This window comes from Acetobacter vaccinii (genome assembly GCF_008365315.1).
Lineage (GTDB): Bacteria > Pseudomonadota > Alphaproteobacteria > Acetobacterales > Acetobacteraceae > Acetobacter > Acetobacter vaccinii.
Map to the genome: position 1 here is coordinate 2,769,302 of NZ_CP043506.1, position 12,755 is coordinate 2,782,056.

At 61.7% G+C, this 12,755-nt stretch carries 10 protein-coding genes; 8 read left to right on the forward strand and 2 right to left on the reverse strand.

The genetic code is table 11. The features are described from left to right. The first annotated feature begins 4 nt into the window (after positions 1-4). Positions 5-4,561, forward strand: a complete 4,557-nt coding sequence (locus FLP30_RS12455; protein WP_149280087.1) for an AAA family ATPase — start codon at positions 5-7, stop codon at positions 4,559-4,561. Between the two features lie 55 nt (positions 4,562-4,616). Next, positions 4,617-5,300, forward strand: a complete 684-nt coding sequence (locus tag FLP30_RS12460; protein WP_246856534.1) for a PI-PLC domain-containing protein — start codon at positions 4,617-4,619, stop codon at positions 5,298-5,300. Between the two features lie 101 nt (positions 5,301-5,401). Here FLP30_RS12460 and FLP30_RS12465 read toward each other — a convergent pair whose 3' ends face one another. Continuing rightward, on the reverse strand, positions 5,402-6,916 hold the full coding sequence (locus tag FLP30_RS12465; protein ID WP_149280089.1) for an acetyl-CoA hydrolase/transferase family protein: 1,515 nt from the start codon (positions 6,914-6,916) through the stop codon (positions 5,402-5,404). A gap of 302 nt (positions 6,917-7,218) precedes the next feature. On the opposite strand from FLP30_RS12465, the gene FLP30_RS12470 reads away from it, so the two are divergent. The 4 genes from FLP30_RS12470 to FLP30_RS12485 all read left to right on the forward strand — a co-directional run bounded on the left by FLP30_RS12470 (position 7,219) and on the right by FLP30_RS12485 (position 10,351). Further along, positions 7,219-7,962: a metallophosphoesterase gene (locus FLP30_RS12470; protein WP_149280090.1), complete on the forward strand. Its 744-nt coding sequence runs from the start codon at positions 7,219-7,221 to the stop codon at positions 7,960-7,962. A 70-nt stretch (positions 7,963-8,032) separates the two neighbouring features. Then, complete coding sequence (locus tag FLP30_RS12475; protein WP_149280091.1) at positions 8,033-8,350, forward strand: chorismate mutase; 318 nt, start codon at positions 8,033-8,035, stop codon at positions 8,348-8,350. Between the two features lie 11 nt (positions 8,351-8,361). Beyond that, positions 8,362-8,889, forward strand: coding sequence for a SixA phosphatase family protein (locus FLP30_RS12480; protein WP_149280092.1), 528 nt, complete (start codon positions 8,362-8,364; stop codon positions 8,887-8,889). Positions 8,890-9,040: 151 nt separating this feature from the next. Further along, positions 9,041-10,351 carry a citrate synthase gene (locus FLP30_RS12485; protein ID WP_149280093.1) on the forward strand — a complete coding sequence of 437 codons (1,311 nt, stop codon included), beginning with the start codon at positions 9,041-9,043 and terminating at the stop codon, positions 10,349-10,351. Positions 10,352-10,583: 232 nt separating this feature from the next. Here the strand turns inward: FLP30_RS12485 and FLP30_RS12490 are convergent, their stop codons facing one another. Continuing rightward, complete coding sequence (locus FLP30_RS12490) at positions 10,584-10,841, reverse strand: hypothetical protein (protein WP_149280094.1); 258 nt, start codon at positions 10,839-10,841, stop codon at positions 10,584-10,586. 270 nt (positions 10,842-11,111) lie between these two features. On the opposite strand from FLP30_RS12490, the gene FLP30_RS12495 reads away from it, so the two are divergent. Together FLP30_RS12495 and FLP30_RS12500 are read left to right on the forward strand one after the other, a co-directional pair. After that, complete coding sequence (locus tag FLP30_RS12495) at positions 11,112-11,867, forward strand: orotate phosphoribosyltransferase (RefSeq protein ID WP_149280095.1); 756 nt, start codon at positions 11,112-11,114, stop codon at positions 11,865-11,867. A 3-nt stretch (positions 11,868-11,870) separates the two neighbouring features. Further along, complete coding sequence (locus FLP30_RS12500) at positions 11,871-12,743, forward strand: glutamate racemase (RefSeq protein ID WP_149280096.1); 873 nt, start codon at positions 11,871-11,873, stop codon at positions 12,741-12,743. Positions 12,744-12,755 lie beyond the last annotated feature (12 nt).

The window sequence follows — 12,755 nt, forward strand, 5'->3', positions numbered from 1 at the left end:
CTCAATGACTGTACGCTTCACCCGGCTGTCAATCGCCGGTTTCAAGAGCTTTGCCGACCCCGTTACCGTGGATATTCTGCCTGGGCTGACTGGCATTGTCGGCCCCAATGGCTGCGGTAAATCCAACGTTGTGGAGGCCCTGCGCTGGGCCATGGGCGAATCGTCTGCCCGCTCCCTACGTGGTGGAGAGGCGGATGACCTCATCTTCGCAGGCACCACAGGCCGGGCAGCCCGGTCTGTGGCCGAGGTCACCATCACCATTGATGGGGCAAAGGGCCTTGGCCCTGCGCAGTTTGCAGAACTTGATGAACTGCAAATTACCCGCAAGGCCGAACGTGGCTCCGGCAGTGACTACCGCATTAATGGCCGCCCTGCCCGCGCGCGTGACGTGCAGACCCTGTTTGCCGACCTTGCCTCCGGTGCGCGGTCGTCCGCCATGGTCAGTCAGGGCCGGGTTGCGGCACTGGTCAGCGCCAGACCGGAAGAGCGGCGCAGTATTCTGGAAGAAGCCGCAGGCATTACCGGCCTGCACGCCCGCCGCCACGAAGCGGAACTGAAACTGCGGGCAACCGAAAGCAACCTGACACGCGCCGAGGACAGACGACAGCAACTGTCCTCCCGACTGGATGAACTGGCCGACCAGTCCCGCGATGCCGCCCGCTACAGGGAACTGTCGGCCAACCTGCGTGATGCGGAAACCGACCTGCTCGCCCTGCTGCATGCCCGCGCCCGTCTGGCCGTGGAGCGCACCACCGAGCAGAGCCTGCGCGCCCGCCAGCACCTGACCACGCGCGAAGAAGCAGCCGAAACCAGCATTATTGCTGAATTTGAGGCCAACAAAGCCCTCCCCACCGTGCGGGAGCAGACAGATACTGCCCGCACAGCGCTGGAACGCTGCCGCATTCTGGCCGAAGGCATGGCGCGGGAGGAAGAACGCGCACAGGCTCTGGCGCAGGAGGCCGCAGCCCGTCTGGCCCAGCAGCAAGCCGACATGCTGGCGGCACAAACCCGCCTGGATGACGCCAAGACCACGCTGGAGCGCCTGCAGGCTGAGGCCGCCGAGGCCGCAGAAGCAGCCCGCACCCTGCCCGACCGTCAGGAAGCCGCCAGCCAGCAGCACAGCCAGACCAGCACACAACTGGCCGAAGCCGAGCAGGCGCTGGCGCAGCTGACCACCACCCTGGCAGAAGCGCGCAGCCGCCACGACCGCGCCGCCTCGGAGGCCGAACAGGCCCGCCTGCGGCACGAAAAAGCCCAGCAGGCTCTCCAGACCACGCAGGACACTCTGGCAACCCTGCAAGCGCAGATTCCGTCCCAGCAGGTGCTGCACACTGCCCGGCAGGCCGCCGAGACAGCCGCTGAGGAGGCTCGCAGCGCCGCAACCGCACGTGACGCAGCAGCCCGGCAGCATGCCCAATGCACGGTGGACCTGTCCGTTGCCCGCAACAATGCCGAAGCCGCAACCCAGGCCGAGACCGAACTGGCCCATACGCTGGCACAGGCCCGCCAGCGCCACGACGCCCTACGTCGGGAGCTGGAACAGGTTGAAAAGCGCCATGCAGAAGCCTTGGCCGCGCGGGTCGAAGCCAGCACCCTCCTCCGCCTGAAACAAGAGGTAGACGCCGCAGAACTGGCTCTGGCACAAGCGACGGAACAGGTGGACAGCGCCGAACAGGCCCGCCTGAAAGCCGACACCGCCCTTGCCGAAGCCAGCCGCACCACGCAGGAGGCCCAGAGCCGCCACAACAGCCTGACCGAAGCTGCACGGGCTGCCGACAACAGGCTGCGCCGCGCCCGGCAGGAAGCAGAAACACTGTCCCATGCTTTGGCCCAAGCCAAGGCAGCCCTTGTGGACGATGCCCTGCTGGAGCAGGCCCGCGCCGCACGGGCCGAGGCTGAAGCCAAGTTGACCGCCACTGGCACTGCGCTGGAAGAAGCCGAACACGCCCAGACCCACAACCGGGACCAACTCAAAGCGGCGTCCGACACTCTAACGGCCATCCAGGCCGAGATCACCCGCCTGCGCGCTCAGTCCGAAGGGCTGGCGCAGGCACTGGGTGCTGAGGAAAAAGCGGCCTCTTCGGACACGCCCGTTTCAACCCTGATCACGGTTGCCGAGGACTACGAAACAGCCCTTGCGGCTGCTCTGTCTGACGAGTTGGAAGCCCCCGCCAGCGCCACCAGCCAGCACGGCTGGCGCAAGCTGGAGCCCTGTGTGGCCCCGCCCCTCCCTGCTGGCACACAGCCGCTGTCATCCTGCGTTACCGCCCCGCCGGAGCTGGAGCGTGTTCTGGCCTTTACCGGGCTGATCCCCGACGGTGCCGATGGGGCCGCCCTGCAAACAGCTTTGGCACCGGGACAGAACCTTGTCTCCCGCGCAGGCGACCTATGGCGGTGGGACGGCTTTTACGCACGGTCCGGCACCGCAGGGGCAGCAGCGGCCCACAAGCTGGCACAACGCCGCCTGCTGCGCGAAACACAGGCCCGCATGGCCGTGATTGAAGCACAGACCCCGGCTGTGGAAACCCAGGTCCAGAACGCTGCCCAGGCGTTGAAAGAGGCCGAGCAGCACGGCAACACCCTGCGCCAGACCCGCCGCACGCAGGAGCAGGCCCTCCAGCAGGCCCGCACACACGAAAGCAGTCTGGAACGTAGCCACGCCACAGCCCGCGCCCGGCTGGACACGGTGGCCCCCCAATACGACCGCGCCAATGCTGCCCAGACCGAGGCACACACCGCCAAGGAACAGGCCGAATCTGCCTTGCAGGCGCTACCCCCTCTGGCCACCCTACAGGACGCGTTAAAACAGGCGCGCCACCAGCAGAATACAGCCAAGGACGCTGAACAGACGGCGCTGACCCGCAGGAAACAGGCGCAAGCCCAGCTCCATACCGCGCGGGAGGCCCAGTCCAAAGCCGAGCAGCAGAATGCAGCCGCGACAACCCGGCTGGAAACCCTGACCCCGGAACAGGACCGCCTGCGCCAGACACTGGACGGCGAAAGCACAACCCTTGCCCGCCTGACCGATGCGCTGGCCGCCAGCAAAGCCAATCAGCACCCCCATCAGGCCCTGCTGGCAGCCCAGACAGCCCTGACGGAAGCCACCAGCACCCTGCAAGCTATGGAGGTGGCCGCCACACAAAGCCAGAACAAGGCCGAAGCAACCAGCCAGCATAACAGGCAGTTGCATGATCAGGCACAGGCCGCCCAAAGCCGCCTGGACGGTCTGGCCCCCCGGCTTGAGGAAGCCACCCACCAGCATGAGGAAGCCCAGTCCGCTCTGGCTGCGGCACTGGCTACGCTGGAAGCTGCCGCGGCTGCCATTCCTGCCGACGCGCAGGAGGTGCTGGACCTCAAGCAGCAGGAACGTACCGCACTTCTGGCGCAGTTGGACAACCTGCGCGACCTGCGCGCCGCCCTACAGGCCGAATCTGCATCACTCGCCAGCAGCCAGATCACCCGCGCCACCGCGCAGGAAGAATGGAGCACCCGCGCCCAGGCTGCCCAGACCGAAGCCGACACAACACGCCAGCGGCTGGAAGCCATACAGGCCGACTATACCCGGCTGGCCGAACTCCCTGCCGAGACCCAGCACCACAAGCAGGAAACCCTGAAAGCTCTGGCCGAAGCCCAGGCCCGCTATGAGCAGGCCGATCAGGCCCGCACACAGGCGGAAACAGCCCAGACCGCAGCCGCGGCCCAGCGCCGCGTAGCAGAAACCGAACTGGCCGAAGCGCGTGAAGGTGTGCTGAAGGCTGAAAGCCGTCAGGAGCAGGCCAACGCTATCCTGAACCAGTTGCTGGTGGAGCACCCCAACCCGCCCCTGCGCACACAGATGGATATGACCGACAGCGCCGAATCCAGCCTGCGCCGCAAAATCACGCGCCTTGGCCGCGAGAGGGAGGACATGGGGCCGGTCAACCTGCGGGCGGACCTGGAAGCGCAGGAGGCCTCGACCCAGGCCCAGACCCTCGCAACCGAGATGGAAGACCTACACGCCGCCATTGCCCGGTTGCGCGGGTCCATCGGCAGCCTGAACAAGGAAGGGCGCGAGCGGCTGATGGCCGTATTCACGCAGGTTGATCAGCATTTTCAAGCACTTTTCACACGGATGTTCGGCGGTGGGCGCGCCCACCTGGGCCTTGTCGGCAGTGATGACCCGCTGGAAGCCGGGCTGGAAATTTACGCCCAGCCCCCCGGCAAAAAACTGGCCACACTCTCCCTGCTGTCCGGGGGCGAGCAGGCGCTGACCGCACTTTCCTTGATTTTTGCAGTTTTCCGCTGTAACCCTGCGCCTGTTTGTGTACTTGATGAAGTTGACGCACCGCTTGATGATGCCAATGTCGAACGCTTCAGCGCCCTGCTGAACGACATGACGGCGGAAGCAGGCACACGCTTTCTGGTGGTGACTCACCACCAACTGACCATGGCCCACATGGACCGACTGTTTGGCGTTACCATGCAGGAACGCGGTGTCAGCCGCGTTCTGTCAGTCGATCTGGCGCTTGCTGCCTCCATGACGGGCCAGAAGGAAAAGGAAACTCCGAATGTCACATCCTGATAAGGGAGCTGACATCTCAAGTAGTTGCACCAGTGTGTCACCGCGTCGGTGTTTGATGGGCATTACCCTTGCCATTACGCTGTGCGTAAGCGGGGGAACGGCGCTGGCTATCCACCACTCACGCTCGCATGGCCTGATGGCCCATATCCACCACGGGCTGGTTGTCTGCACGGCTGACAGCCGCAATACTCTGGCCCAGACAGTCTCGCAGCCTCACCCGGCAATGGTGCGTATGGCGGTTTCCAGCGGGCCGGATGGGCAGATTATCGCCGGACCGCAGGCGGCCCCCCTCGCCTCCGTTCTGACATCAGCCTACAAGGCTGACACATTGCTGATGCTGGACCTGAACCAGGCCAACGCTCGCAACGTGACCCAACTGGTCCGCAAGGCGCACATGCGCGACCGCGTGATTTTGGTGACATCAACACGCAAAAGCCTGGAAGATGCCTTTACAGCAGACTCTCAGGTGATGATCGCAGTGCCCATCCATTCCGAACAGGAAGCCCATGCGGTGCATCGCCTTGCCAAGCACCACCCGTATGCAGCCTATCTGTCCGCCTCTGCGACACCCGACCTGTTTGCCGCCGCCCATCGTGGCGCGGAAGCCATTATCACCGAGCCCCCGGTAACCTCCAAGGTTTCCACGGCTGATTTCCTGGCCGACAAGCCTGTGGATATTGTGGTCATGCATCCTTCGGCCACCCTGCCCCGGACAGAAATTGCCAGCAGTCATAGCTGAACGCGGCGACCCCTGATCAGGTTGCACAGTGCCGACAATAAAAAGGCCCGGCCCCAATAGACTGGGGACCGGGCCTTTTTTATGGGCTGTCTGCTACCAGCTTAGGGCAGCATGGAGCCTGTTTCCACAAACCGCTGGTGCCAGGACAGGGCTTCGTTCAGCAGGTGCGGGGTATGCTTGCCAAAGGAGTCCTTGAGCGCACGGTCCAGATAATCCTGCAGCATGGGCTGGTAGTCAGGGTGCGCGCATTTGGCAATAATGGTCTGTGCTCGCTTGACGGGGGACAGGCCACGCAAGTCAGCCAGACCCTGCTCGGTCACAAAAATCTGGGTGTCCTGCATGATGTGGTCAACATGCGCCGCCATAGGCACAATGGCGGAAATCTTGCCGCCCTTGGCTGTGGAGGGAGACAGGAAGATGGACAGATAGGAGCTACGAGCAAAGTCACCCGAACCGCCGATCCCGTTCATCATCTTGGAGCCCATGACGCGGGTGGAATTGACGTTGCCGTAAATATCCGCCTCGATCATGCCGTTCATGGCAATACAGCCAAGCTGACGGATAACCCCCGGTGCGTTGCTGACATCCTGCTGCCGCAGAATGATCTTGCTACGGAAGAAGTCCATCCGGCGGTTGATCTCTTCCGCAGCTTCCGGGCTGAGGGAGAAGGATGTGGCCGAGGCAATACGCATCCGCCCGGAATCCAGCATGGCCAGCATGCCATCCTGAATGACTTCGCTATACCCCACCAGGTTTTCAAACGGTCCTTCGTTCAGCCCGTCCAGCACCGCGTTGGCCACGTTGCCAACCCCGGACTGCAACGGCAGCAAGGACGGCGGCAGGCGGTTCTGCTTGACTTCATGTTCGAAGAAATCGAGCAGGTAGCCCGCAATGGACTTGGCTGTCGCATCCGGCGTGGCAAAGGGGGCGTTACGGTCGCTGTCGTTGGACTGCACGATGGCGGCAATTTTTGCAGGATCAACCCGCAGCGTGCCCCCACCAATACGCTGGTCCGCACGGCTGAGGGGAATGATATCACGCGTGGGAACACCGCTGATATTGCCGTGCCAGATGTCGTGCGTGCCTTCCAGACCGGGATTCTGCCATTCGTTGACCTCAATGATCACCTTGTCAGCAAGATCAAGGAAGGTCTGGGAATTCCCGACGGAGGATGTCGGCACAATGCCGCCCTCTTCCGTAATGGCTGTAGCCTCGACAACTGCGACGTTGAACTTGCCGTAGTTGCCCTGCTCGGCACGGCTGGCAACCTGACCCAGATGGTTGTCGAAGTAATCCGTCTCGTTGGCGTTAATGCGGTTACGCATGCCCGCGTCGGTGTTAAAGGGCGAGCGGAAATAGACACCGTTGACCTTGGCCAGTTCCCCATCAAGCTGCGGACCGGTGGAAGCACCGGTAATCAGGCTGATGCGGTATTCCTCACCACGATCATGGGCGGCGCCCATGCGCTCGGCCAGCGCCTTGGGCACGGCCTTGGGGTAGCCCGCACCGGTAAACCCGCTGGTGCCGACAACGTCACCATTTTTAATAAGCTCAGCCGCGGCTTCGGCCGGGCAAACCTTGCTGCGTAGCGCTACGTTCCGAATGCGCTGTGTCATGAGAGACTTTCCTGTCTTGTTCTCAAACTATTCCAAACACTCGGAAGGAGGAAACCCTGGCAAGGCCCGTGCCGGCCATCCCGGCCTGGTATCACTGGGCATACGCCGCCCTTACCTCTTCCGTTTTTTTCAGGAGCGGTTACCGCGCCCTGAACATAAGACGTAACCTATGCGCAAACTCCGGGTTCTGGCGCGTCACATACTTGTGCTTGAATAAGCTCTTAGAAAAAAAACACTGATGACATTCCTGTTTCCCCTCGAAAAGCCTACATGAAGAGGAGGATTAATCAGGTGATGGCGGTATGCCGACAGACACACAGCATAACGGAAACGTGAAAAACGCCATGCGTCATGGACTCCGCATTATCGGCGATGTGCATGGTGACCTGGAGGCTTTCCGCCATGCCGTAGCCACCAACCGCTTTATCATCCAACTGGGTGATCTGGTGGATTATGGCCCCAGCAGCGCAGGCACCCTGCGCCTGATGCTTGATGTGCTGGAGGCCGGTCGGGGGCTCTTCCTCATGGGCAACCATGACCGCAAGCTGGGCCGCGCACTGCTGGGCAAAAGACTGCGCTCCACCCCCCATCTGGACGAAACCCTGGCCCAGTTGGACCAGCCCGAAAACCACGATGTCCGCGACGCCATACTGCCCGCCCTGGCCACGGCCCCTGCGTGGCTGGTGATGGACCGGACCGTTTTTGTGCATGGTGCTTTTGACCCGCGCATGCTGCTGGAACCGCCGCCGCCACCGCTGGAGCGGGTTACCTTTCTGCTGTCACGCGCTTTGTTTGGGGAAACCACAAGCCGCATGCAGCCTGATGGTTTTCCCGAGCGGACCCTTAACTGGGTCAACACCATTCCGGCTGGCTATACTGTCTATTGCGGGCACGACCAGCGCTCGACCAATGGCCGCCCCCTGCACCTGCCCGGACGCGCAGGCGGGCAAGCCATTTTTATGGATACAGGCGCCAGCAAGGGAGGACACCTGGCATGGGTGGACCTGCCCGCGCCGCTTGTGGCAGAACAGGGCAACCCCCTGTAAAACCACCCAATACAGGGCATGCAGAGACCGGGCCCAGCCCCACCACACCCAACGCAGGAAAGCCGACACCGTGACAGACCAGCCCTCACCCACCCAAGCTCTTGAGGAACTGCGCCACAGTATCGACAATATCGATGCGGCCCTTGTTTCGATGCTGGCTGAACGCTTCCGCTGCACCAAGGCCGTTGGCGCACTGAAGGCCAACAACAAAATGCCCCCGGCCGACCCCGCGCGGGAGGCCCGGCAGATTGCCCGCCTGCGCAAGCTGGCTGCCGATGCCCGGCTTGACCCCGATTTTGCGGAAAAATTCCTCAACTTCATCATTCATGAAGTCATCCGCCATCATGAGGCTATTGCCGGGGCAACCCAGCCTGGTGAAAAACGCTGACTGACGCCCCCATGCCGCGCCGCCTGATCCTGCTGCGCCACGCCCAGGCGGCTCCGGCCAGCCTGGATGATTTCAGCATTGAGGCGGACATGGCCCGCCCCCTGACTGCTGACGGTCAGGCCGCCGCCCTGCGCTGCGGTCAATGGCTGGCTGCACAGGGGCTACACCCCGATGCCATTGTGTGCAGCCCGGCACGCCGCACCCGCCAGACTCTGGACGCCGTGCTGACCGCCTGCCCCCAGACACAGGGGCAGCCCAGCTTCTGCCCCGATATTTACGAAGCCCAGCCCGAAGCCCTGCTGTCACGCATCCAGCAGACGGAACCGCAGCACCGCACACTGCTGCTTGTCGGGCATAATCCGGGCATTTCCCTGCTTGCCCGGCAACTGGACCCGCTGGCCATGGCACTGGATGCAGGATTCGACCCCGGCTCCATTGCCGTTTTCGTTACGCTTGACGCAGGCCCGCAGTCTGCCACGGCAGACTGGGCCAATGGCGTGCCAGAATGCCTCGTTTTGCACACATTCACGCGACCCTGACACGAGAAAGCCCGGTTTTCCGGCCTTTGCGCGCGCGATAACGCGCGGTTTATCAGGCGGATGCTTCCTGTTTCCTCTGGAATGAGAGACAAAAGGAAACCACCACGAGGCCGCAGTCGCGACCGGACCTTTATAGTAAAGAGGAAAGACCATGAGTGTGTCGCTAAGCGAAGGCAAGCAGACTACCGCCACCATTTCACTCGGTGGCCAAACCGCGGAGATGCCTGTCCTTACGGGCACCCTGGGCCCGGATGTCATTGATATCCGCAAACTTCCGGCGCAACTGAATGTCTTCACCTTCGACCCCGGCTATGGGGAGACAGCGTCCTGCACCAGCAAGATCACCTTTATTGATGGTGACGAAGGCGTACTGCTGCATCGTGGCTACCCCATTGCCCAGCTTGCTGAAGAAGCCACCTTTGAAGAAGTGATCTACCTGCTTCTCAACGGTGAACTGCCCACGGCTGAAGAATACAGCACCTTCACGCATACGCTGACCAACCACACCCTGCTGCACGAACAGATCCGCAACTTCTTCAACGGTTTCCGTCGTGACGCCCACCCCATGGCCATTCTGTGCGGCACGGTTGGCGCTCTGTCCGCCTTCTACCCCGACGCCAACGACATTGCCGTCCCCGCCAACCGCGACCTGGCCGCCATGCGCCTGATTGCCAAGCTGCCCACAATCGCAGCCTGGGCCTATAAATACACGCAGGGCGAAGCCTTCATCTATCCGCGTAACGACCTGAACTACGCGGAAAACTTCCTGTCCATGATGTTTGGCCGCCAGTCCGAGCCTTACAAGATGAACCCCGTTCTGGCCCGCGCCATGAACCGGATCCTGATCCTGCACGCCGACCACGAGCAGAATGCCTCCACCTCCACCGTGCGTCTGGCCGGGTCCACGGGGGCCAACCCGTTTGCCTGTATTGCCGCAGGCATTGCTGCCCTGTGGGGACCCGCCCATGGCGGCGCGAACGAAGCCGTGCTGAAAATGCTGGCCCATATTGGCAAGAAGGAAAACATTCCTGCCTTTATCGAGCAGGTGAAGGACAAGAACAGCGGCGTCAAGCTGATGGGCTTTGGCCACCGGGTTTACAAAAACTTCGACCCGCGCGCCAAGATCATGCAGCAGACCTGCCACGAAGTGCTGTCCGAACTCGGCATCAAGGACGACCCGCTGCTTGACCTGGCGATCGAACTTGAAAACATCGCCCTGAACGACAGCTACTTTGTCCAGCGCAAGCTGTACCCGAATGTTGACTTCTATTCCGGCATCATTCTCAAGGCCATGGGCATTCCCACCAGCATGTTCACGGTGCTGTTCGCCCTTGCCCGCACAACCGGCTGGGTCAGCCAGTGGAAAGAAATGATCGAAGAACCCGGCCAGCGGATTTCCCGCCCCCGCCAGCTTTATATTGGCGAGACGGAACGCAATTTTGTGCCGTTGAACAAGCGCTGAACACACGCCTAACAGTGTCATCCAGCGTTGCATAAGGGGGTGCCCACTGGCTTGGTGGGCACCCCGTTTTGTTTAATACGGTCAACACCCACCCACAGGGCATAAAAAAAACCACTCCTCTTCCACACGGTATGGAAGACAAGCGGTTCCTGAATTCTACGGCCAGTCCCTGATCAGCGCGCTGGGTGCTTCATCAACAAACCGGCGCTGATAGACTTGCAGGCAGGCAACGTTAGCAGTTGCAGCCTGGGGTTTCGCCCGTGCTCTGGCGCACGATGTGGTGGTCGATCCATTCCGACACAAGACGACGTGCTTCGCTCAGAGAGGCTTCGGGGTGGTGGATACGGTACAAGGTTGTGCATGTATCAAACGCCGCGACATCTTCTGTCCCGACATCGCGAAGCTCTCTGTAGGCTGTAATAACCGCCTGTTCGCACCGCCGTGCGATACGGGCTTTCGCGCCCTTACGCACGATCTGAACTTGCTCCATGGTCACATACCACCTTTTATTGATAACCACTCTTAACTTGTTTTTATCTAGCGCCTGAACCCCCTGCGGCGCAAGTTAACAATCCCGTTTCCTGGCCATGACATCATCACAAGTTTTTACACTTTGGTGTTTTTGCAACACTAGACTTGAGCATGCCCGCAAACAGCCCGACAGGCAGGGACAGCACACAACAGGCATGGATTTTCGGCGCCTGTAAGGCTATGCCAAGCACATAATCTCCTTTTTCCAAGTTATTCCAAGGACCATTCCATGACATCACCCGCTGGCATCGGCTCGCCCGCATCCATAGAAAACAGCGAATGGGACCGCGACGCCGCCCTGACGACAGCCCGCCTGCTGCTGGAAATCAAGGCCGTCAACTTCCGCCCCGAAGACCCGTACACCCTGACATCGGGCTGGAAGTCCCCTGTTTACATCGACTGCCGCCGGATCATCTTCTTCCCTCGCGCCCGCGCCAAAATCATGGAACTGGGGGTTGAAAAAATTGGCCGCCATGTGGGCTACGAAAGCATAGAAGCCGTTGTGGGGGGTGAAACAGCAGGTATTCCATTTGCTGCCTGGATGGCCGACCGCATGCTGCTGCCCATGGCCTATGTGCGTAAAAAGCCCAAAGGCTTTGGCCGCAACGCCCAGATTGAAGGCGATGTGCCAGAAGGCATGCGCACCCTGCTGGTGGAAGACCTGACAACCGACGGCGGCTCCAAGGTGCAGTTTGCCAAAGCCCTGCGCAATGCGGGTGCTGTGGTCAACCATGCCTTTGTTGTCTTCTACTACGGTGTGTTCCCCGGTGCGCAGCATACGCTGGCGGAAATGGATGTCTCCCTCCATTCCCTGTGCACCTGGTGGGATGTGCTGGAAGCCTGCTCGACCCGCCCCTACTTCTCCGAGGAAGCCTCGGCCGAGGTGCGCCGCTTCCTTGAAAACCCCTGTGGGTGGTCGGCCCGTCATGGTGGTGTGGCCAGCCTTGAGGAAGCCGCTGCCTTCAAGGCCAACAAAGACAAGTAAGTCATGCAGCTTTCCGGCGTCATGCAGCCCCCTGCTCACCGTATTCTGGCTTTCGATTCCGGAATCGGGGGGCTGGGTATTGTCCGGGCCTTACGGGCCATGGCGCCGGATGTTGATATTGACTATCTGGCAGATACCGCCGTTTTCCCTTACGGCGAGCAGGACGATACCGTGCTGATTGCCCGCATTGTGTCCCTGCTGTCCGATGCTATTGCACGGCTCCGGCCTCAGGCCGTTGTGGTGGCCTGCAACACCGCCAGCACCCTTGCGCTGGACGCCCTGCGCGCCGCCTGCCCCACCACCCCGTTTATTGGCTGCGTCCCCCCCATCCGTTGGGCAGCGCGGCTGAGCCACACCCATGTCATCGGGTTACTGGCCACACGGGCCACGGTGCGCCGCCCCTATCTGACACGCCTGCACACACAATATGCGCCGGACTGCACCCTGATTGCCCACGCGGCCCCCGGTCTGGCAGAACTGGCCGAGCGCGTCTTTCGTGGTCAGCCTGTGCCTGATGCTGATTTTGAGCAAGAATTGCAGGGGCTGTTTGCCCACCCCGATGCAGCCCGGATGGATATGGTTGGCATTGGCTGCACACACTACACATTTGTGCTGGACCGCCTGCGGGCCCTGTCCCCCACCAGCATCACATGGCTGGACCCGGCAGATGCCGTAGCCCGACAGACCTGCACCATCCTACAGGAATGCCCACCTGCCAGCACCATGCGGCTAGAGCCTCCCCAGGCGTGGTTTACCGCTCGCCCGCAAGGGGCCAGCACCCTGCTGGCACGGCTACCGTCCTACGGGTTTGACACCATGGCCCTGTGGTCAGAAAAAACGTTCTGTCCGCAGCCCATAGCCGCAGCAGCCCCCTAAAACACCGGGCCA